The sequence below is a fragment of the Bdellovibrio sp. ZFWA1 genome (genome assembly GCF_056175665.1).
On the sequence record NZ_JBJKJH010000001.1, the window covers coordinates 756,165 to 778,281 of the forward strand.

Annotated in this window: 22 protein-coding genes; 14 read left to right on the forward strand and 8 right to left on the reverse strand. The window is 43.8% G+C overall.

Annotated features, from left to right (window positions below):
• Window positions 1–67: 67 nt before the first annotated feature.
• The 4 genes from AC04MN_RS03585 to AC04MN_RS03600 all read left to right on the forward strand — a co-directional run bounded on the left by AC04MN_RS03585 (window position 68) and on the right by AC04MN_RS03600 (window position 4,170).
• Complete coding sequence (locus tag AC04MN_RS03585) at window positions 68–1,057, forward strand: ABC transporter ATP-binding protein (protein ID WP_475381819.1); 990 nt, start codon at window positions 68–70, stop codon at window positions 1,055–1,057.
• Window positions 1,057–2,025: an ABC transporter ATP-binding protein gene (locus AC04MN_RS03590; RefSeq protein ID WP_475381820.1), complete on the forward strand. Its 969-nt coding sequence runs from the start codon at window positions 1,057–1,059 to the stop codon at window positions 2,023–2,025. Before AC04MN_RS03585 ends, AC04MN_RS03590 begins: the two co-directional genes overlap by 1 nt.
• Before the next feature lie 66 nt (window positions 2,026–2,091).
• Entirely contained in the window at window positions 2,092–2,943 is an 852-nt protein-coding gene (locus AC04MN_RS03595; RefSeq protein WP_475381821.1) for a PilZ domain-containing protein, read from the forward strand.
• Window positions 2,944–3,057: 114 nt separating this feature from the next.
• Window positions 3,058–4,170 carry a hypothetical protein gene (locus tag AC04MN_RS03600; protein ID WP_475381822.1) on the forward strand — a complete coding sequence of 371 codons (1,113 nt, stop codon included), beginning with the start codon at window positions 3,058–3,060 and terminating at the stop codon, window positions 4,168–4,170.
• 105 nt (window positions 4,171–4,275) lie between these two features.
• Here AC04MN_RS03600 and glmS read toward each other — a convergent pair whose 3' ends face one another.
• Window positions 4,276–6,162, reverse strand: coding sequence for a glutamine--fructose-6-phosphate transaminase (isomerizing) (gene glmS / locus AC04MN_RS03605; protein ID WP_475381823.1), 1,887 nt, complete (start codon window positions 6,160–6,162; stop codon window positions 4,276–4,278).
• 3 nt (window positions 6,163–6,165) lie between these two features.
• Window positions 6,166–7,572: a bifunctional UDP-N-acetylglucosamine diphosphorylase/glucosamine-1-phosphate N-acetyltransferase GlmU gene (gene glmU / locus AC04MN_RS03610; protein ID WP_475381824.1), complete on the reverse strand. Its 1,407-nt coding sequence runs from the start codon at window positions 7,570–7,572 to the stop codon at window positions 6,166–6,168.
• Between the two features lie 46 nt (window positions 7,573–7,618).
• On the opposite strand from glmU, the gene AC04MN_RS03615 reads away from it, so the two are divergent.
• The 4 genes from AC04MN_RS03615 (at window position 7,619) to AC04MN_RS03630 (ending at window position 12,350) form a co-directional block, all read left to right on the forward strand.
• Window positions 7,619–8,299: a DUF2817 domain-containing protein gene (locus AC04MN_RS03615; protein WP_475381825.1), complete on the forward strand. Its 681-nt coding sequence runs from the start codon at window positions 7,619–7,621 to the stop codon at window positions 8,297–8,299.
• Window positions 8,296–8,973 (forward strand): HAD family hydrolase, encoded by a 678-nt coding sequence (locus AC04MN_RS03620; RefSeq protein WP_475381826.1) that lies wholly within the window; start codon window positions 8,296–8,298, stop codon window positions 8,971–8,973. The genes AC04MN_RS03615 and AC04MN_RS03620 overlap by 4 nt, the downstream gene beginning before the upstream one ends.
• Window positions 8,961–10,820, forward strand: a complete 1,860-nt coding sequence (locus AC04MN_RS03625; protein WP_475381827.1) for a histidine kinase dimerization/phospho-acceptor domain-containing protein — start codon at window positions 8,961–8,963, stop codon at window positions 10,818–10,820. Before AC04MN_RS03620 ends, AC04MN_RS03625 begins: the two co-directional genes overlap by 13 nt.
• A gap of 135 nt (window positions 10,821–10,955) precedes the next feature.
• Window positions 10,956–12,350 carry a sigma-54-dependent transcriptional regulator gene (locus AC04MN_RS03630; RefSeq protein WP_475381828.1) on the forward strand — a complete coding sequence of 465 codons (1,395 nt, stop codon included), beginning with the start codon at window positions 10,956–10,958 and terminating at the stop codon, window positions 12,348–12,350.
• Window positions 12,351–12,383: 33 nt separating this feature from the next.
• Here AC04MN_RS03630 and speB read toward each other — a convergent pair whose 3' ends face one another.
• Window positions 12,384–13,319 carry an agmatinase gene (speB, locus tag AC04MN_RS03635; protein ID WP_475381829.1) on the reverse strand — a complete coding sequence of 312 codons (936 nt, stop codon included), beginning with the start codon at window positions 13,317–13,319 and terminating at the stop codon, window positions 12,384–12,386.
• Window positions 13,320–13,392: 73 nt separating this feature from the next.
• Here speB and AC04MN_RS03640 point away from each other — a divergent pair, with 73 nt between their 5' ends.
• The 3 genes from AC04MN_RS03640 (at window position 13,393) to AC04MN_RS03650 (ending at window position 15,707) form a co-directional block, all read left to right on the forward strand.
• Window positions 13,393–14,376 (forward strand): A/G-specific adenine glycosylase, encoded by a 984-nt coding sequence (locus AC04MN_RS03640; protein WP_475381830.1) that lies wholly within the window; start codon window positions 13,393–13,395, stop codon window positions 14,374–14,376.
• Window positions 14,373–14,897, forward strand: coding sequence for a hypothetical protein (locus AC04MN_RS03645; protein WP_475381831.1), 525 nt, complete (start codon window positions 14,373–14,375; stop codon window positions 14,895–14,897). Before AC04MN_RS03640 ends, AC04MN_RS03645 begins: the two co-directional genes overlap by 4 nt.
• A 75-nt stretch (window positions 14,898–14,972) precedes the next feature.
• A complete protein-coding gene (locus AC04MN_RS03650; RefSeq protein ID WP_475381832.1) occupies window positions 14,973–15,707 on the forward strand; it encodes a hypothetical protein in 735 nt (244 codons plus the stop codon).
• Between the two features lie 46 nt (window positions 15,708–15,753).
• On the opposite strand, the gene AC04MN_RS03655 is transcribed toward AC04MN_RS03650, so the two are convergent.
• The 3 genes from AC04MN_RS03655 to AC04MN_RS03665 form a co-directional block, all read right to left on the reverse strand.
• On the reverse strand, window positions 15,754–16,119 hold the full coding sequence (locus AC04MN_RS03655; RefSeq protein WP_475381833.1) for a TraR/DksA family transcriptional regulator: 366 nt from the start codon (window positions 16,117–16,119) through the stop codon (window positions 15,754–15,756).
• A gap of 338 nt (window positions 16,120–16,457) precedes the next feature.
• Window positions 16,458–16,904, reverse strand: coding sequence for a hypothetical protein (locus AC04MN_RS03660; protein WP_475381834.1), 447 nt, complete (start codon window positions 16,902–16,904; stop codon window positions 16,458–16,460).
• Window positions 16,905–16,934: 30 nt separating this feature from the next.
• Complete coding sequence (locus AC04MN_RS03665; protein ID WP_475381835.1) at window positions 16,935–17,543, reverse strand: TetR/AcrR family transcriptional regulator; 609 nt, start codon at window positions 17,541–17,543, stop codon at window positions 16,935–16,937.
• Window positions 17,544–17,702: 159 nt separating this feature from the next.
• Between AC04MN_RS03665 and AC04MN_RS03670 the strand changes: the two genes are divergently transcribed.
• On the forward strand, window positions 17,703–18,923 hold the full coding sequence (locus tag AC04MN_RS03670; protein WP_475381836.1) for a penicillin-binding transpeptidase domain-containing protein: 1,221 nt from the start codon (window positions 17,703–17,705) through the stop codon (window positions 18,921–18,923).
• On the opposite strand, the gene AC04MN_RS03675 is transcribed toward AC04MN_RS03670, so the two are convergent.
• The gene (locus tag AC04MN_RS03675; RefSeq protein WP_475381837.1) at window positions 18,868–19,437 is read right to left on the reverse strand and encodes an FxsA family protein; all 570 of its coding nucleotides are present in this window, start codon (window positions 19,435–19,437) and stop codon (window positions 18,868–18,870) included. The two genes, AC04MN_RS03670 and AC04MN_RS03675, sit on opposite strands and share 56 nt — an antisense overlap.
• A gap of 3 nt (window positions 19,438–19,440) precedes the next feature.
• A complete protein-coding gene (locus AC04MN_RS03680; protein ID WP_475381838.1) occupies window positions 19,441–20,208 on the reverse strand; it encodes an exodeoxyribonuclease III in 768 nt (255 codons plus the stop codon).
• Between the two features lie 67 nt (window positions 20,209–20,275).
• On the opposite strand from AC04MN_RS03680, the gene AC04MN_RS03685 reads away from it, so the two are divergent.
• Window positions 20,276–20,806, forward strand: a complete 531-nt coding sequence (locus AC04MN_RS03685; RefSeq protein WP_475381839.1) for a peroxiredoxin — start codon at window positions 20,276–20,278, stop codon at window positions 20,804–20,806.
• 9 nt (window positions 20,807–20,815) lie between these two features.
• A complete protein-coding gene (locus tag AC04MN_RS03690) occupies window positions 20,816–22,000 on the forward strand; it encodes a hypothetical protein (protein ID WP_475381840.1) in 1,185 nt (394 codons plus the stop codon).
• Window positions 22,001–22,117 lie beyond the last annotated feature (117 nt).

Sequence of the window (22,117 nt, forward strand, 5' to 3'; positions counted from 1 at the left end):
GATTTTTGGTACCCTTTTTACGCACTGAACTATATAAGAAAGCCCGATTTAGATTGGAGACAACCCGGTGAGCGAAAATCTTTTAGAAGTCCAAAACTTAAAGACGAAGTTTAAAACTGACGACGGTTCTTTTTTCGCCGTTGATGACGTCAGCTTTTCGGTTAAAAAAGGTCAGACCTTAGGAATCGTTGGTGAGTCCGGATGCGGAAAATCAGTGACCTCTTTGTCGATCATGCGTCTTATTCAGAAACCGGGTTCCATCGAAAACGGTCAAATTCTATTTAAAGGCCAAGACCTACTGTCGATGTCTGATGATCAAATGCGAACCATTCGTGGCAATAACATTGCGATGATCTTCCAAGAGCCTATGACTTCGCTCAATCCTGTTTTCACAATTGGCGATCAAATCGAAGAAGCTATTTTACTGCACCAAAAAAATCTTAACAAAGCGCAAGCTCGCGAAAAAGCCGTCGATATGCTTCGCTTGGTCGGCATTCCAGCACCTGAAAAGCGCTTCTTTGAATTCCCCCACCAGTTATCAGGTGGTATGCGCCAACGTGTTATGATCGCAATGGCCATCTCATGCAATCCCGAGCTGTTGATTGCCGATGAGCCAACCACAGCTTTGGACGTGACCATTCAAGCGCAGATTTTAGATCTCATGCGTAAACTTCAAAAGGAATTCAATGCAGGCATGATTTTGATCACTCATGACCTTGGGGTTGTTGCAGAGATGTGCCAAGAAGTCATGGTGATGTATGCTGGAAAAGTTGTCGAGTATGGCACTGTAGAAGATATTTTTTATCGCCCCAAACACCCTTACACAAAAGGCTTGCTGGAATCGATTCCTCACTTTGAAAGTGGTCAAAAGCTAGAGCGCCTCAACACTATTCCGGGAATGGTGCCCTCGCTACTGAATCTTCCAAAAGGTTGCCGTTTCCAAGAACGCTGCAAATATGCCAAAGCAGATTGTGGGCAAGCGATGCCACCTTTGGAAAACCTTCGTGGATCACGTAAAGTGGCTTGCTTCCACCCCCTATCTGAGGAGAACGCTTAATGAGCCAAACTCTTTTAAAAGTTGAAAATCTTGTTAAACACTTTCCCATCTATGGTGGAATTCTTTCGCGCGAAGTTGCTAGTGTAAAAGCCGTCTCGGATGTTTCTTTCGAACTTAAAGAAGGCGAAACCCTAGGACTAGTCGGAGAATCTGGCTGCGGGAAGTCCACTTTGGGTCGCTGCTTGATTCGCCTTCACGATGTTTCTTCAGGAAATATTTTCTTCGAAGGAAAAAACATCACGCACACTGAAGGCGAAGAATTGCGCGAACTTCGTAAAAAAATGCAAATCATCTTCCAAGATCCCTTTGCTTCACTAAATCCACGTATGACAATCGGAGCTATTCTTGAAGAGCCTCTGATTATTCATAACCTATTCGAAACTCCAAAAGATCGTACGGATCGTATTCACCAATTGGCCGAGCTGGTTGGCCTTCGTAAAGAAGCGCTAAACCGCTATCCTCACGAGTTCTCGGGTGGACAAAGACAGCGTGTGGGCATTGCGCGGGCCTTGGCTGTAAATCCAAAACTGATCGTTTGTGACGAGCCTGTTTCGGCTTTGGATGTTTCGATTCAAGCTCAAGTTGTGAATCTTTTAATGGATCTGCAGCAAAAACTAGGTCTTACTTACGTATTCATCGCCCACGACTTAAAAGTTGTCGAACACGTTTCAACTCGAGTAGCTGTGATGTATTTGGGTAAAATTGTAGAGATGGCGGAAGCTGAAGAGCTTTACATGAATCCTAAGCATCCTTACACCAAGGCTTTGCTGTCAGCAATTCCAGTACCAGACCCTAAACGTCAAGGAGACCGCATTATCCTTACTGGAGATGTTCCTAGCCCGATCAATCCACCAGCGGGTTGCTACTTCAATCCTCGCTGTCCGTCGGCTTCAGAAGAGTGCCGTCAACAGACGCCTCAGCTTAAAAACGTTGGAAGCTCTCACATAGCCTCCTGCCTAAAGGTCTAGAACAAAGGCTCATCTTAAGGTTCTTTCTGAAACCTCCGAAAAGATTTTCGGAGGTTTTTTTATTCTATGAAAGCTGAAGGACGAGTTTGGGTATTCTACGACGCTGAATCCGGAAACGAAACTAAACCCATGTCAGTGGTTCAGGCTCAAATGCTATTGCTTCAGTTAAAGATGAAAGACCTCAACAAATTTTTTATTTGGACACCTGGCTGGCCCGAGTGGCAATGCCTAGGGGAATATCTAAAAACAGATCAGAAGTATTTTGCAATGGCCCAACCGCCTCGCCCTGAAGCCAATCCCAATAGAAAAAATATAGCAACCACTAAGGTTCTAGATCTAGACAAAACCAAAACAGCCATCACCAATGTCGGAAGCACAACAAAAAGTACAAAAAAGAAAAAAGGCGATGCTGACTTCACTCAAATTATTATTGGCACCCCTCAAAAGCAAGAAAAGATCGATTATGGCTATTACCATAATGACTTTACTGGCGATCAACTAAGTTTAGATGACTTAAATAAGGTAAAGCCTTTAAAAACCGAAACAATCACTCATACAGATGTTGAGGACGACCGTCGTCGCGCCATTCGGCACAACTTCAAACTAGAAATTGTTCTTATTAACAAAGAAGGCTCGTTCCGTACTTTTTCCAAAAATATTTCAGCAACGGGAACATTGCTTGAAGATGCCATACCGAAAAGCTTTTTAAATAAGCCCTTCGATTTGGTTATCATCAACCGTTTCGAACCCAATCCTCAAAAAGCGCGTTTACTATTCAAGGCGAATATTGTTGGTGATCTTACCAATCCTCGTCGGCTGATGTTTGTGAACGTCGAGGACTCGATGATATCGCGTCTCGAGGCCCTACTAACGGCTTACGTCCACTACCAGCAAGCGATGAAAAAACAAACTGGCTAGCGGCCAAGCGAACGACCAGTTACTTCTCAAACAGAGTCTAGATTCTCAAGCTTTTATCAATTTGATATCAAGAATCAGACAAAGACGCCGATATTACCTCAAGGAGTCTTTAGAATGATCTTAAAGAATTGGCAAAAATGGATTTTCGCTTTTATCGCACTAAGTGGAGCTTCGTGCGCTAAGAAAAATCTTGTCGATTCCTCTTCATCAGGCAAGGCCCTTTATGTGGCTAGCGGTCTTTGCTATTCAGGAAATGGTATAACGACTTTTACCTCTACGACCGCTTCGAACTTAATATACAAAGTAAATTTATCCACCGGAGCCCCCGGAGAAATCCTTGCTGATTACAACACAGCTGCTGCAGTGCCCGGCTCAAGCCCTGTCAGCATTCACTCAAAAGATAGTGAATCGATCTGGGTAGTTGTGGAAAACACAACTGCAGGAGCTCGCAGAATTGAATCCGTTAAAGACAGTACAACATCGCCAACATACTTCTACACAAATGCTACTGCATTTAGCGGAGTTCTAAGACGAAGTGCCTTTGACTCGATCAATGGCGCATTTCTAGTCAATAAAACGACAGCCATCGAAAGAATCAATATGTCACCAAGCCGTGATCTTGCCGGCGCCAATCCTTGGGTGAACAACCCAGCAGGCAACTGCGGAGCCTCTAACACCTTGGTCACTTCGACATTAGTTTTACCTAATGGCAAGATTGTCTATGGGCATGCTTCAGCAACAGCCTCTAGCCGAAAAATTTCGATTATCGCAGCGGCTGGCTACAAGGTTGCCGGAGACTGTCTCAGCACAGCGGCAGTGACAGTACCTTCATACATTACCGATATGGTCTATCTTTCAGGCTCTAACCAGCTGCTAGTATCGATGGCCGACTCAACAACTGGCAATAACATGAACTCTATCTATGTTTATGATATTGACCCTACAACTAATGCCATCACTAATGGTCAAAGTCTTTTAGAAAACAATTCAAGTGCCGGAACAAAGTATGCACCCTATTTGTTTGGTGCGACCTCCATGGCCTATGATTCTTCGGACAGCACTCTTTATGTCGCCATGGCAAATGCGATCTCGGCTACAGTCACCAATTATAATATTGAAAAATTCAAATACGATCCTGTAGCAAAAACCCTGACTCGAGTCGGAACCTCGCCATGGTCCCCAGGCTGGGTTGGCTCTAAGTGTATCTCGGCTATGTTAGTAAAATAAAAATGATCTACACAAAGTAGACCATTTTTATTTATACGGAATTTTCGCCTACCGGCCCTTGTCTAGCGATGGCCCAAGGGCCATGCGCTTTTCGCGTGACCGCGCTTACTCTACGGTGACTGACTTTGCTAGGTTGCGGGGCTGATCGACGTCGTAACCTAGGCTTGAAGCCAAGTGGAACGACATCAGTTGCAACGGAATCACGGACAACAAATGGTTCACTGTCCAGTGAGCCTTCGGCAATGCCAAATAATAATCACTGACCTTGCGAAGTTGTTCGTTATCACCAGTGCCTATGGAAATTACACGTCCACCACGAGCCCGTGCCTCTTCCAAATTACTGATCGACTTTTCATATAAATGGTCAGTCGGTGCAATCATAACGATAGCCATACGCTCATCAATCAAGGCCAAGGGCCCGTGCTTCATTTCACCTGCTGCATAACCTTCGGCATGCATGTAGGCCAACTCTTTAAGTTTCAAAGCACCTTCCATCGCGATCGGGAAGCTTGTGCCTCGGCCCAAATATAAAAATCCTCTGAACTCTTTCAACTTATGGGCTGCTTCATCGAAGTATTTATCATACGCCAACACCACTTCCATTTGCGAAGGCGTCGCAAGAAGAGCCTGAACAAGTTCTTTTTCTTGATCGCGACTTACAACACCACGAACCGCACCCATCGCAATCGCAAAACAATTCAAAACTGCTAATGTTGAAGTGAATGCCTTCGTCGAAGCCACACCAATTTCTGGACCTGAATTCATATACAAATGACCATGAGCTTCGCGGTCGATTGTAGAATTTCGCACGTTGCAGATGCTCAAAGTCGTTGCGCCCATTTCTTTAGCCATGCGAATGGCAGCCAAAGTATCTGCCGTCTCGCCCGACTGAGACACCGTAATTAGCAAAGTCTTTGGAGGGATAACAGGATTCCGATAGCGGAACTCACTGGCAATATCAGTCTCTACCGGCACCTTTGCCAATTGCTCAATAAGATACTTACCAACTTGCCCCGCATAGAAACTTGTTCCACAAGCCACAATAAAAACTCGCTCGATACCTTTTAAGATCTCTGCCGTTTTTTTCCAGTCAGCAGCAGAATCTAAGTTCTCAAGATCTTGTACGGACTTCGCGGAAAAACCGATGTTCTTCATCGCAACGCTGAACGTTTCAGTATTGACATGAGGCTCAATCGCCGCAGCAACAGCTCGAGGCTGTTCGTAAATTTCTTTCAACATGAAATGGGAATAACCCTGCTTTTCAACCATTTCAGGATTCCAGTTCAACTCTACAACTTTTTTCTGAATAGGAAATCCATTCGCCGAGAAAAAGCGAATATCCGTACCTTTGATATCTGCAATTTCACGATCTTCCAAATACACAAACTTCTTCGTGTACTGAATCAACGCTTGCACATCAGAAGCAACGAAAGATTCTTTTTCGCCAATTCCTACCACCAATGGCGGTCCGTCCTTAAACGCTACTAAATGATTCGGCTCTTGCTCCCACATCACGCAAATTGAAAAAGCACCTCGCAAATGGTGAAGAGTTCTTTCTACTGCTTGATAAAGATCCTGAGTCTTCTCGATTTCGTTGGCAACCAAATGAGCCACCAACTCGGAGTCAGTATCAGAAGTAATGTGGGCGCCATTTTTTAAAAGCTCTTCACGAATTTCGACGTAGTTCTCGATGATTCCGTTATGAACCAAACTAATGCCACGTACTTGGTGTGGATGGGCATTGCGCTCTGACGGAGCTCCGTGGGTCGCCCAACGAGTATGACCAATTCCGATATGACCATCGAAGTGTTCATTCGAAAGCTTATCTTCCAAAGCCTTCAACTTTCCTAAAGCTCGGACACGCTTTGTTTTTCCTTCGTGAAGAATCGCAACACCGGCACTGTCGTACCCGCGATATTCTAATTTTTTTAATCCGCTAACAATAATGTCTTTGGGATTTTGAGGGCCCAGATATCCTACGATTCCGCACATAAGTTATTCCTCGGTCTGAGATGTCTTCTCAGAGTTAGATTTTCTTTCCATAAAATTTTCGATATTCACCTGTTTGCCTCGGGCAACGGCCAAAGCCTTGGCCGGAACAGATTTTGTAATTGTCGATCCGGATCCAATAATCGCATCATCACCAACTTCAATCGGCGCAACGAATTGGGTATCACTTCCAACAAAAACACGATTTCCAATTTTTGTTTTATATTTCTTTTTATCAACAGCGTAATTGCAGGTAATAGTCCCACAACCAACATTTACCTCTTCGCCAATTTCAGCGTCACCTAAATAAGTCAAATGACCCGCCTTTGATTTCCGACCAAAGACAACTTTTTTCATTTCCACAAAGTTACCCACATGAGCCTCTTCACCAATAATAGTTTCCGGGCGAATGCGAGCATAGGGGCCAACTGAAGCTTTATTCAAAATGTAAGAAGTTTCTAAATAGCTACCCGCCTTAATTTGAACACTTTGACCAATTTCACAGTCGGAAATAAATGAATTAGATTCGATAACTGTAAAAGAGCCCACCTTCGAAGTTCCACGAATAAACACGTTCGGATAAATCACCGAGCCAGCACCAACTTCAACAGTCTCTTCGATGTAGGTCGTTTTTGGATCAATAAGTAAAACCCCTTCTTCAAGCAAGCGACGAGCTTTTCTTAAAAAGAGCAAGCGAGTGGCTTTTGCTAATTCCAACTGAGTATTCACACCAACAGCCACTTTAGGAGTTGAAGCGATAGCTTGAACTTTTAGTCCCGCCTCTATCGCCATCGAGATCATATCCGTGATATAATATTCTTTTTTTGCATTATTATTTTTTATCTGAGGAAGGAGCTTCGCTAAAACCTGAGCTTTAACAATGTAAATCCCAGTATTGATTTCTCGAATTTTTAGGGTTTCGGCCGAAGCATCTTTAGCTTCTACTATAGCCTTTAAAGTCCCGTGATGACGAACGATACGACCAAATTCGCCGGGCTTTTTTACTGACGCCGTCACAACAGCTAGATCGCAACGCTGATCCCGAAAATTACGAATAAAATCTTCTACGTCAGCAGCTTCAATCAAAGGATGGTCGCCATTCATAATGACAACGTCCCCCTCTAACTCTTCAGGTTTTGCACACCGCACGGCATGCGCAGTACCAAGCTGTTCATCCTGTACAAAAGTCGAGCATCCCAAAGGCTCTACCACCGACTTCACCAGCGGGCCGCCGTGTCCCACAATCACTCGAACTTCAGAGGCTCCTGCTTTTTGAGCAGCCTTAATGACTTTTTCTACCATGGGACGCCCTGCCACGGGATGTAAAACTTTAGGTAAAGGAGACTTCATACGAGTTCCTTTACCGGCAGCTAGGACTATCATCGTCAAATTTTCAACTTTATTGTCAGCCATCGGCAATTTCCTTTTCAAGTCAGAAAAAATCAGTTTCAATCATCGCATGCAACAAAAAATTTTGCACGATTCTTGTTGGGCTACGACATCGCGCGGGACTCCCATTGAATTGTATTCAAAAACACACACTTCAGCGAATACAAACATCCTCTTCATTGGAGGAGTTCACGGCGACGAACCCGAGGGAGTCCGCTTAGCACAAGATTTTTTAAAATGGTTGCAAGAAAACAACGACACAACCGTTCACAATTGGCATCTGATCCCCTGTATCAACCCTGACGGCTACCAAATTTTACAAAGAACCAATGCCAACGGTGTCGACCTGAACCGAAACTTTCCCTCGGCTGATTGGACCTCTGATGCCAAAGCTCCCCGCTATTGGCCAGGCCCCCAAGCCGGAAGCGAACTAGAAACTCAAGCCCTTATCAGTTTCATTTCAAGTAAAAAACCACAACTGATTGTCCATTTCCACTCTTGGGAGCCGTGCATTGTCTATACGGGAAAAACCGGCAAAAAAGCCGCAGAAATTCTAGGAACCGACACAGGCTACGAAGTCCGAGAAGACATCGGCTATCCAACACCAGGAAGCTTAGGCCAATACGGCTGGCTAGAGCATAAAATTCCCGTTATATGCATCGAGGCCCAAGAACATGATCCTCTCGATAGCATCTGGCCACGCTTTAAAAATGGACTCATTCGACTTATGATGACCAAGGAGATCCTATGATTAAAACCTTGGCTTTTGATCTTGATGACACCCTACTGGACACCTCGGGTTTGCTTATTCCAAAAGCCGCTGAAAAGGCCTGCTTAGCGATGATGTCTGTCGGCACAAGCTGTACCCTGGAAGAGTGTCTAAAACTTCGCAAAGAACTTTCTCGCATTTTTTCGCATCCTGAAATATTTGGCATTATCACCGACACCTACGAGGGCGCTGAACGGGAGCTGGCCTTACAATCCGCGATCTCGGAATTTTATTCGCCAGAGGTTCCGCCTCGCTTACCAATCATGGATGGAGGCGAAGAGCTTTTAAAAAATCTTTTTTCAAGATTTCCAATGTACTTAGTCACCATGGGACAAAGGGACGCCCAACTACAAAAGATTTCAGCCCTAGGAATCGAGAAATTCTTTAAAAAGATTTACATTCTAGATTCCTTCCGAGGCGAAAGAAAAGAAAAAGCTTTTGCAGACATCTTGGCGCGAGAAAACATCTCACCGGCAGCTCTTTTAAGTATCGGCAACCGCCTCTCGGCTGAAATTCGTGATGCGAAAAAGCTGGGCTGCCAAACTTGTTACTTCGCATACGGAGAACATATCGGCGAACAACCAGAGCTCCCCGAAGATCACCCCGATTTCACAATCCATCACCTAAAAGAATTGCTGGATACATGCAAACTCTAAAGGCAGGCTTTCTTTTTGTCGGTAGTTGGGATCGTAAGCTTGAAGACTGGGGTATACAGATCGCCCCGGATTTAATAACGGCGCGCCAATGGATTGAAAAGACCGACTACGACGTGATCGTTCTGACTATCACGAATATTTTGGAAAAGAAATTTGCTGATATCTTTAAAACTATAAAGGACCGACATCCAGCGACTCAATTTATCGCCTCTGTACCATCGGATTTTTCTTCCGATAAATTGGCTCAGCTTCACGAGCAGTACAATTTCTTTCGGATACTTAAAGACACCCAAGACCCCGAGATGGAAAAATTTCTTTATTCGGCCATCGAAGAAGCCAACCAAAGAAAGCAAGATGAAAATCTGGTTGTCCTAATTCGAGAGCAAACTTCGGCTCTTAAAAAACTTCAAATCGAATTAGAGCAACGAGTTGAAAAAAGGACTCGGTATCTCACAGAATCAAGAAGAAAATTATTCATTACCAATAATCGAATCGAAGGTTTAAAGAAGGCATTAATAGCGGTTCACCAATCCAGCTCGGTGGCTGAAATAGAAAGCACTCTTGTTCATGCTTTAGCGCCAACAGTGGACACGTCATGGATTCGCATTTTTTTCTCTCCCCAAGATGAGCTATTTGAAAATCAATTAAAGAAAGATCTGAATTTTGCCGCCCTCAAAGTGGGCCTGTTTAAAAATCATAGTAAAACAGGATCCATTTTTTTCATGAGGGCTCCGGATCGGGCCTTCAATAAAGAAGAAAGCAACTTCCTTCAAAGGGTTGCAGAAACCGTCAGCTTAGCCCTGGACCGAATTCACAAGCTTCAACAGATTGAAACCATCAAAGAACAATGGGAAACGACATTCAACTCGATGTCCGAGCCAGTCGTGATTATCGATCCAAATTACGACATTATTCAGACAAACAACCTAAAGTCTATTCCCGACATCGAGTCGACGAAAAGCCGCAAGTGTTATGAGGTGCTTTTTAAAAAAGACAAGCCCTGCGCCGACTGCCGTCGCGGGCAAAACTTCCGTATGGAAATCAAAGACCATCAACGGAAGCACTTCGAAGTCTTTTCACAGAGTTTGTTATTAGATGCACAAAAGCCTCCAGTTTTTGTGCATCAATATCATGACATCACCGAGCAAGTGAAAATGGAAAGGCAGATTCTAGAGTCCGCACGCTTAGCCGAGCTGGGAACTATCGGCAGCAGTATTGCTCATGAATTAAATAATCCTCTGGCGGGAATTATCAGTTTCACTCAGCTGATAAAGATGGATCTTCCAAACTCTCATCCGCTGTATCCAGACATCTTAGAGATGGAGCAAGGGGCTTTGCGCTGCAAAGAAATCATTCAGAATCTTCTGGGGTTCACCCGAGATCCCGGCTCGGATACCGAAAAAACTTTCGAAATCAAAGAGGTCATCATTCGCGCACTTAAAGTGATTGAGCTGAAAACAAAGTCTGCGGGAATTCTTATTGATGGCAATTTTCAAACCGCTACTTTTGAGATTCGAGGACATTTTAATATGCTCGCTCAAGCCCTCAAGAACGTTCTTCAGGCACACATTGATCATCTTTTAGAAAAGAAACGTGAAAAGAATTCGCTTCCCCTTCACGTCATCATTGATGTTTCAGCAGACCTCGAAAAAATCCGAATCAATATTCGCAATCTCAATGATCTTGAATCGACGACTCAAGAAAACTTCAATGCTCCTGTAGGTTTAGCACTTCCAGTGGCTCAACAGATCCTTCGAGACCACAATGCCAGCCTAGATTTTGAGCCTGCAAGTTCAGGCCTCTACCTGGCAAAAATTTCCTTCCCTCGTCCAGTTTTAGGGTCCTGAAAGCCTTAATTGGTGCGGATTTTTTGACAGTCCCGTCAAATTTGTTATCCTACTGTAAGGATCTTTAAAAAGGATTTATTAAAGACTCCTCCAGGATCTAATTCGGATTTTCGAACCCACCAGGAAGGAAGGTTCATGCGAAACCAAAGAGTTCTTATTTTGGATGATGAATCCAGTCTTAGAACGGCTTTATTTAGAGTGCTTGATCGCAAAGGACTTAGCGTCATCACTGCAAATAAAATTGAAGAAGCCAAACTCCTTTGCCAAGGAGACACCTCTGTTGATCTAGCCATTGTCGATTTAAATCTGCCTGATGGCGATGGTATCGAGTTTATGACCTGGATCAAAAATCAGTATCCTTCCTGCGAAGTTATCATCTTAACTGGACATGCGACTGTCGAATCCGCAGTACGTGCAACCCAAAAGGGCGCATTCCATTTTGTAACTAAGCCTTTTAACCTGGATGAACTGTTAAGCTTAGTGGAAAAAGCTATGGCCCATAAGCAGCTTCAACAAGAAAACAAACAGCTTCGTTCAGAGCTAAATAAAAAATACAAATTTGATCAGATTATTGGAACCAGCGAACAAATTCAGAACGTTTTAGGATTGATCGAGCGAGTTGCTGACTCGGACTCGACCATATTAGTCCAAGGTGAATCCGGAACCGGAAAAGAATTGATTGCTAAAGCAATTCACTACAACTCGCCTCGTGCAAATGGCCCTTTTATTCCTATCAACTGTGGAGCCATTCCTTCTGAGCTTTTAGAAAGTGAACTTTTCGGTCATATCAAAGGCGCATTTACCGGAGCGATCGCCAACCGCATGGGTCGTTTTGAAATGGCCGATGGTGGGACTATCTTTTTAGATGAAATCGGTGATCTAGAACCATCCCTTCAGGTCAAACTTTTACGAGCTCTGCAAGAGCGCAGTTTTGAACCTGTGGGCTCGACAAAAACAGTGACCGTCAATGTTCGCGTGATCGCCGCAACCAACATTAACTTAGAAGATGCTGTCGAAAATGGCCGATTCCGAGAAGATCTGTTCTATCGACTGAACGTCATTCCGATGCCTGTTCCTGCTCTGCGCGAGCGTCGCTCGGATATCCCACTTTTGTTAAATCACTTTATGGATATATTTGGTCGCAATAAAGGCAAAGGTTTAACCGGCATCACCGCGGATGCCTTAGAGTGCCTGATGAACTACAATTGGCCTGGCAATATTCGCGAACTTGAAAATCTTGTCGAGCGAATGACCATTCTTAAAGGACAAGGCCAAGTTGATGTCAGCGATCTACCGGCGAAATATAAAACCTCGAAAGCGGCTAAGACAGAGATTGGCTCGTTAGAGATTCCAGAGGGCGGCCTTGATTTTAACAGCGCCGTCGATGCTTTCGAAAATGCCCTTATCACCAAGGCCTTAGAGAAAACCGGATGGAACCGCAACCAGGCAGCAGCTCTATTGCGCCTGAACCGCACAACCTTAGTAGAAAAGATTAAGAAAAAAGGTTTGGCTCCAGATCAACAGATTTAAAAAAAAAGGCGGTTTACCCAACCGCCTTTTTCTTTATTTTGAGCTCGCCATCAAATGTAGCATCTCAAACATGGCATCAACGCCGGCTAAAGAAGTAATATCAGCATGATCATATGCAGGACATATTTCGACGACATCCCCCCCAACCATTTGATCAATCTTGAGGGCGCGAAAAATTCTTTGAACTTCATATGTTGATAAGCCCCCTGGTACTGGCGTTCCCGTCCCAGGAGCAAATGCTGGATCCAAATTATCAATGTCATAGCTTATGTAGGTTGGAATATTTTTAAACTCGGGCAGTGTCTTCAAAAAGCTTTCAAGACCTTGAACGCGAATTTCGTCTACTGTGACCACTCGAATACCATGGCGTTTTACAAAATCCAAATCATCGCCCCCCGCAAGCGGACCTCGAATACCTATTTGAATCATCTGCTTGGGATCCACCAAACCCTCTTCCACAGCATGACGTGCAAAAGCACCATGATGATATTCGCAGTTCCATGCCGCAGGATACGTGTCTAAGTGGGCATCAAAATGAATAAATGCCAGCGGGCGCCCATAATGTTTGCGCAAGGCCCGTAACACCGGCAAAGTGGTAGAATGATCACCGCCGACCGAGACAAATCTTTTTTTCGAATCTAAAATTTGAGTCACAAATTTTTCAATACGCTCATAAGTCTGCGCTTGGTCTATCGGAACTGTTGGGCAGTCTCCGATATCAGCCACACGAATTTTTTCGAAAAATGTCTGAGCTCGGCCCCAATGAAAACCTCGCCCCAAGCTGGATAGCTCTCGAACTTTCGAAGGAGCAAATCTTGCGCCGGGTCGATAAGAGACTCCACCGTCATAGGGAATCCCAAACAAAGCCACATCGAAATCATCTTGAATATTGGCAATTGGCATACGGAAAAAAGTTTTTATTGCAGAAAATCTTGGAAAATCTCGGCCACTTAAGGGTTTAAATTCCATATCTCACCTCGTCCTTACTGACGTACGCTACAGTCTTTGACTGCACATCTAATTCATGATTAATGTATCGCGAATGAACCTGAAAAACGACCACAAAAATCTTACGCAATGGTACAAAAAAAATCACCGAGATCTACCTTGGCGAAGAACAAAAGATCCGTATCAAATTTGGATCTCTGAAGTCATGCTACAACAAACGACGGTCGTTGCCGTCATTCCTTATTTTGAAAAATTCATTCGTAAATTTCCTACTGTTCACGCTTTAGCTGAAGCGCCGGAATCTGCAGTTCTAGAATCTTGGGCTGGTTTAGGATATTACTCTCGCGCCCGCAATTTACACAAAGCTGCAAAAGCGATCGCCTCACTTCCTTCATTCCCGCAATCAGCAGCCGAACTTATCGAGCTTCCTGGATTTGGGCCCTACACTTCTCGAGCGGTGGCTAGTATCGCCTTTCAGGAAAAAGTGGGCGTTCTTGACGGCAATGTCATTCGAGTTTTATCACGGAAGCACGGCTTAAAATTAGAGTGGTGGGGCAATACCGGCCGACAAAAGCTTCAGGATCTTTCAGATCAACTTTCCCAACTCGGAGAGCCCGACGTTGTCAATCAAGCCTTGATGGAGCTGGGTGCAACTCTATGCAGTCCACAAAAGTATCTATGCACTATGTGCCCGTGGGCGTCTTCGTGTGTCGCCTTCGAAAAAAATAAGGTAGCCGAACTTCCTTTAAAAAAACCTCGAAAAGAATCAGAAGTCTGGATTTGGGATGTCGATCTTCACGTCAAAAATAACAGGGTGGCGTTAGTTCAAAATGACTACGCCCCTTTTCTAAAAAAGCAGATGATTTTTCCAGGAAAAATAACTATTAGCAAAAACAAACCCAAAAACTGGGACGTCAAACACGCGATCACTCATCACGATATTTATGTAAATATTAAAATTTCTAAAGAAACATCGGCCAAATCAAAAAATGTTAATTTAGAATGGGTCGAGATTTCAAATTTGAAGAAAATCAATCCTTCTTCCCTACTTCAAAAAGTGCTAAATTCAATTTCATGAAGTTTACCGTGTTATGGGTTCTATTTTTCATTACAGCATATCAAAGTCTGTCGAAAGCTGCACCTCATCCTGGTGTTGGCAGTTCGGCTCTTGCCGACCCACTTAGCTATCGATGGTTGTTAAATAAACGCTATTCTTTGAAGCTTCCTACCAACTATGACGCCCAATGGAGCTTCCTCGAGCAAGCCCAAATCACGCGCCTTCAAATGACAAGCAAAAAAAACAACGAAGATCTGATTGTCAGCGTGGCTTACGAGCCATCTTCTAAATTTACATCCAAACCCCAAGATTATCTCAACTTGGGATTTGAACTTCTGGCTTCCAAAAATTTTAAACATGAAGCTCTATCCACTCAGGTTTTTGATCTTCATCATCGTGGCAAAAACAGACAGATGCGCCAATTCATTATCAACAATGGAAAAGGGACTCTTACTTTGACCTGCTCTAGTGAAGCTCAAAGCTTCCCAAGACTCATTAAACCCTGCACGGACATCTATCAAAGCTTGCGTTTAACTGAATAGCGGCAGCTTATTTCGACTCATAAATCTTACCCGCATTTAACCCTCGCTAAGTAGGATAGGACTACAATCTGTAGTATGAAGGTTCAATGCTGGCTCCTGCTTTTACCGATACTTGCTGTGACTCTTGTCGCCTGCCAAAAAGCTGACAACAAGAAGGCGGCGGAAATATTAGAAAGCATCGGAGTTGCTACACCTCCAGCTTCTGACATCACAGAGGACACCACGACACCCCCTTCAGAGACAACCACCGATCCCAATCCCACCAATCCTACAGACGAAGCCCCCCCGCCCGTAGAGAATCCTCCTTCTGAAAATGAGGACAACGAAGAGGATCCTGAAACCGACACGCCTGAATGGAGTCGCTTTCAATTTCATTTTACCGAAATAAGGGTGTGGTCCTATTTAGAACAAAAATTCACCGCATGCCCTCGCATCATTCGGAATTTAAAAAGAGAATCACAAACCTGCTTTAAGTACCTAGGAGAAATATACGCCCCTACACTCCACAGGTTAAAAGAGATTCGCTTTAGTCACGATCGAATAAAACTTTATTGGGAGAAAAATAAATTTCGAACTTCAGATACACTCTATCTAAATCATAATCGCAGTCAGATAGATGTCATCACGCAAGAGAGATCTTTACGTAGAAATTCGAAAACAAAACTAGGCAATATTTGGTTATTCAAACCATTGATTTTTGAAAATCAAATAACCAACACCTTTAATGGTCGAGTCGAATGGGACTCGCAGAATCGAATCTTTATCTTGTATGGAACCACTACAGATTCGATAAAAGTCTTTAGCTACTAAAACAAAAAACCCCGAGTTCTCACCCGGGGTTTTAAAATACTCAATTTTAGCGCGCGTACCTTTTATTCATTGATTCACGAATCTCAGCACCTTCAATCGATAAGCGAGTCCAAGGAATCGCTAACAATCTTTCTGCCTCGATTTCTTCTTCAGTCTCTTCGCATAGACCGAACGTTCCGGAATCGATACGAGCCAACGCACTTTCGATTTCCATAAGTTGACCACGAAGACGTTCGTGCATACTTAGGAATTCCGCTTCCGCAAGCACTCGAACCGTCTGATCCCCTTCATCACCACCACGCTCATCGTTATCCAATGTCGTGCGAGAATCTTTCACTCGGTTCAACAAGTCTGCTTTTGTACGCAGAAGCTTAGATCTACATTCTTCAACCAACTTCTCAGAGATAGCCATATCTCCCCCTCAAGTTAAAGTTCCTACTCTAGTCCAGAGTGCCAATTTGGAACTGCCTTATTAAGTAGTAGGCGTGTATTTTTTGCAAGTAAAAAATCTTACATTAACTTAAAATTAACCAAATATTCGTAATTTCTAAACAATGCGACATGTAAGAATTTGTCATTCTCCCTATAGAAACCTGTTTATCACTCCATTATATCGCATCGCGAAAAAGGTTTCAAATTTCTCAAATCAAAACAAAAAAGCGATCGTCTTTCGACGATCGCTTCGATTCAGCTCCTTTTCCATTCCCCCGAACTTCAAAGATAGCTACAGAATTTGATAAAGGCCTCAACTTACAAACAAGTCGCCACTCGAGCGATTAAATCCGCACTGGCCTTATTAAGTTTTTCCGCAATCTTTTTACCCTGAACCCCACGGCTTCTAAAAGATTGAGCGGATCTTTTCATTTCTTTACTGGCAACCTTCGGAGCCGACACTGCCGTGTCAGAATACTCCTCTAAAGTAACTGCAAATGTTTGATGATTTGAAACTAAGGAATTCACAATGGACTGTTGAGCCTGCTGCATGGCTTTAAGTTCTTCCTTCAAAGCAGAACACTCCATCTTCTTCGCCATCGAGTTATTTGCCGCAAGCACCACCTCGGCATTCAAAACCAAACCCATCACAAAGGCTAAAAACAATAAGAACTTCATCGAAACCCACTCTCTAACGGACTCTTCGTCAAAATCAGTGATCGTAATAGTGGGAATAAAAGCAAATGCCGAGCCAGCCCAACTCAAAATAAAAGGGCTCTGACGAGCCCTTTTTTGTCATGACAATAGAAATTTTTCAAACTCGGCTTTTGTTTCGCCAGTAGTGTATGGCAATAGTAGCCGGGCTACGTGGCGCTTTCCGCGCTCGATACTTTTCTTTCCTGGGCTCTTCTCGGCCGACTCAAAAAACTGCAAGAACGTCGTCGCCATGGCCAATAAAGATTCAGCGATATACTGCATTTCAGAAAGATCGGCGATTTTAGCCATATACCCCTGACGCACCCACTGACGATACAAAACTATCATTAGCTTAATCATCTTTTGAATATGGGCTCTCCACATTTTCGCCAAGGCCGTATCTTTACGTCTTAAAGAGTACATCTCGCGATGAAAAAAACGGTACTTCCAATAAATCTCGAAGTTTTCTTCAATAAACTTAATTGGCGTTAAAGTTTTCACTTTTTTGGGGCGCCAAATAGCATAGGTGTCTTTAGCCATTCTCTTGAATAACTCGACAAGAATCTCTTCTTTGTTGTCATAGTGAAAGTAAAGATTGCCCGGACTGATATCCATCGCCTTGGCGATATGATTCGTCGTAATAGCGGCAACACCGTTGCGATTGAATAATTCAATGGAAGTAACAAGAATGCGTTCTTTGGTCTTCATGAGGGCCTGTCTTAGCGCAACATGTTTCAAAAATAAAGGTCTTTATCTATACTTAGTTGATTCCAGCTTCGTTTTTTGGTTACCATTAAACAAATGCAACTGAAGCAAATAAGCCGCCTCGGCAAACCTTTAATTTTACTCACATTTTCGGGAGCCTGTATGGCTCTGTTGTCGGGCTTCATTTTTGGGGGCTCAGAACCCGAAAAGGCAGAAAAAGCTTTAGAGACCAAAACTCTGTCGCGGGCCGAAATCGCTCAGAGCCTGGGTCCCGCCATCCAGAAGAATCAGTTCCCTGCCTCCTACGAGATCACCCTTGGGGGCAAGAAGCGCCAGGCCCAGATCACATATACAATTGACCCTCTACTTCAACGGGAAGCCGAAAAGCTGCTCCAAAGCTACAAGCCCGATTATGCATCTATTGTATTAATGGATGCCAAAACCGGTCGTATTTTAGCGATGACCAGTTTCCAAAAAGATGATCCCAATGCCTTGAGCTGGGCTCTTCAGGCTACTTTCCCGGCAGCTTCGGTTTTCAAAGTAGTCACTGCCACAGCAGCGGTAGATAAAAAAGGTATCAATGCAGATCATCGGATCAACTATAATGGCGGCGCTTACACTCTTTATAAAAAGAATGTTCTTTCCGACCAAGTCAATCGCTGGACTCACACGGTCACTCTGCGCGATGCCTTTGCCCGATCGCTGAATACTGCCTTTGGCCGTCTGAGTATTGAAAATTTAGACCCTATCGACATTCAAACTTACGCTGAACGATTTATGTTTAATCAGCCGATCCCGACGGATTTTCCGGTTCAAATGGGCATTGCCTATGTTCCACCTGAAAAAGGTTTCGAGATGGCCGAGGTCGCTTCGGGTTACAATAAAACTAATAAAATGAGCCCCGTCCAAGGCGCAATGATCGCAGCGTCGGTCGCGAACGATGGCAACATGGTGATTCCCTACCTCGTAGATAAAATTGCAGATAAATCCGGAGACGTCCTTTACACCTCTGAAGCCCTCGCGAAAGGGCAAGTTATGGATAAAGACTCGGCCGAAGAAGTACGCCAATTAATGGAAAGAACCGTGATCGCAGGAACTTCTCGTAAAACATTTCGCCAGATCACTCGCGATCGTAAGTTTAAAGAAATTGAAATGGGCGGTAAAACGGGCCACTTAACAGGTGAAAAACCTGCAGGTCGTGTCGACTGGTTTGTTGGCTATGCAATGGACGATGAAGACAAGATTGCCGTGGCCGCAGTGACGGTCAGCAAAAAATATTGGACCGTCAAATCTGGGCATCTAGGCCAGTCGATGTTTAGAAAGTTTTTTAGTTCTTCTGGCGCGACCCTTCCGAATCCGAATCTGAAGTCGAAGAGTGAGTAACCTCGATCGGCTTTACGTCTAACACATCTTGATCGGGAGTTACATCACGCTCGGAAGTTTTAGTGGTTTTCATATCATATCGATAAAATTTAAATCCGCCCATTCCTGCCGGACCCGCATTAGTGCCAAACATATTGAACTGGAACGCGGAGGCGGCTCCTTGAGCTAATTTTTCAGAAGCTATTTTTTGGAAGCGATACAAAATCAAATGTCGGAAACCTGGAAGAATAAACAACAGTCCTACGATTCGGGTCATTATAAACGGAAGCCAAAATAGGACTCCACCAAAGAATATAGCTCCAGCATGAAGAATTCTTTTTTCAGGTACTTGCCCCGCCATCACCGATGTTTGCATCGATGCCAAAGCGGCCCGAGTAAAACTTGAGGTGATAATAAATCCAATCAAACTTGGCCCCCACCATAACAACATCGTATCCCAAAAGCCTAAGTGCTTCACACCCACCCAAAAAGCCACGATCTCTGCGATAAACCAAAAAGGTATTAACTTAAACATAAATTAAAACTCCAACGTCGCCACAACAGGGCAATGATCCGAACCTTCAACTTGATCCAACACATCTGCAGACTTCAAATATTTCAACAGACCCTTGGTAATACAAATATAATCGATTCTCCAACCACGATTATTGGTTCTTGCCAGCTCTCGATATGACCACCACGAGTATCTATTGGGTTCTTCGGGATGAAAATGTCTAAAAGTATCAACAAATCCTAACGCCAGAAAGGAATCAAACCAGGCGCGCTCTTCGGGTAAGAACCCACTTTCTTTTGACAACCGAACCGGATCATAAACATCGATCGTCGTATGGGCGACGTTATAATCCCCCACCACAATTATTTCGCGCCCCTTTTTTATTTTTTCGGCCAAATGAGTATTTAAATCTTTAAGGAATTGCTGTTTAAACAAGTGCCGCTCTTCGCCAGACCCCCCGTTTGGAAAATAAATGTTGTAAAGGTCAAAATAGCCGTGATCGGTCATCACAATTCGGCCCTCAGAATCATAGGCTTCGATGCCAATGCCTTTTTCGATTTTCGCGGGCTCCATATCAGTAAAAGTAGCAGTCCCCGAGTATCCCTTCCGAACGGCTGAACTCCAATAAGAATGAAGACGTCCTAATTTTCGTGCCCCTTCTTCAACTTGTTCAATATGGGCTTTTGTCTCTTGCACGCAAAAAATATCTGGCTGCTCTTTGACTAAAAAATCCTCAAGACCTTTTTTATAACAAGCTCGAATGCCGTTCACATTCCATGTCACAATTTTCACTAATTTCTCCTTGAGTTGAAGCCCGATCGTTGGCATCAATAGATAGCAAACCAAGGGGAAAAAAGCCATGCCAATTCAAATCTTACAACCTGCACCTCAATTTAAGGCCAAAGCTGTTTTTGATGGCGGCGAGATCCGCGAAATTTCTCTGGAAGACTATAAGGGAAAATGGGTGGTTTTGTTTTTCTATCCCTTGGATTTCACTTTTGTTTGCCCGACAGAACTGACTCAATTTCGCGAACTCTCGTCTTCTTTTGAAAAAGCTGGAGCTCAAGTTTTAGGTTGCAGCGTTGACTCCGAGCATTCACACAAAAGATGGCTTCGCGACGATCTTGGGAACCTCAACTATCCCCTAATCTCGGATCTTACAAAAAGAGTGGCCAAAGATTACGGCGTTCTTATCGAGGAACGCGGAATCGCGACTCGCGGCACGTTTATCATCGACCCTCAACAACGCATCCAACACTTTTCGATAAATAATACAGCTGTTGGGCGTGATGCCAACGAGATCCTGCGAGTCTTACTAGCATGTCAGTCCGGCGAACTCTGCCAGGCGGGTTGGAAAAAAGGCGACTCTCATATCGTAGTACCCAAGTAGGAGTCTTGCGTGGAAACAAAAAGCAAATTTCTTGAACATCTTCATGCTCGCTTTCCACGCCTTGGCGATCAAGAGCTTGCCCCTCTTGTTTCTGAAAATCTAATTTCACCTTTTGAAATTAACTTGCCGAATTCCACACTCGAACAAATTCAACAAGCCATCTTGGACTTTGATCAGCTACGGACTTCATCAAAATACATCGAAGCCCATCAAGCCGAACTTAAAAAGAAAGGCCTTATAGATCCCGGCAATCGAGCGATGGCCAACAGCTTTGATTTTCATATCGACGAAAATGGGAATATCAAGCTTATCGAGATGAATACAAATGCCGCCTTTCTTGCATTAGGATTAGAGCTGTACCTATGCAAAAAAGGTGTAAACCCGGTATCTTCTTTCAACGAAGAGGTCATCAAACAAATGGTACTTTCCGAACTCCAATTGCATGCGAAGGCAGGCAAAAAGAAAACGCCCCCCAATGCCGATAAAATTCGCATTGCTATCATAGATGAGGAACCTGCTTCTCAAAGACTCTTTGTCGAATTTTTGGTTTATAAAAGCCTTTTCGAGCAGTGGGGCTGGAGTGTTGACGTTCTTGATTATCGACAAATCAACCCTGTGGATTATGATTTTATCTATAATCGCTTCACTGATTTTCTATTATCGGGACCCGAATCTAAACAAATCAGAGATGCTTGGGAGTCCCAAGAACTTTGCCTTTCTCCGCACCCCTTTGAGTATTACTTATTGGCTGACAAAGAACGCATGACTGAATGGGCACGCCCCGACTATTTAACCCAGTTGGGATTTACTCCCGACTTCCAAGAGCGTCTGCAAAAAGTCATTCCACAATGTTCTGTACTTACGATTGATAACAAAGAATCTCTTTGGGGCGAAAAAAAGAAGTGGTTCTTTAAGCCTTTACGGGCTTATGGATCAAAACAGTCTTACAAAGGCGCATCGATAAGTCGTAAATTTTTTGATAGTTTAGAACCTTCAGAAACCTTAGCACAAGAATATGTGCCAGCCCCTGAACAAATTTTTGAAACTCCTGCCGGCCCCCAATCTTTTAAATTCGACTTACGTTGCTACGCCTACCAAGGTGAACTTCAGCTGGTTATTGCTCGCATTTACCAAGGCCAAGTCACAAATTTAAAAACACCTCTAGGTGGTTTTGCTTGCGTGAATTTTAAATAAAAATGTTTAATTACTTTACGAATTAAATCTTTAGACAGTTTGATTCTAATTTTTTGTCTCGGCACAGACTGGGAAGCCCCTATATAACAATTGGAGGTCTAGTCGTTGGCATCTCAA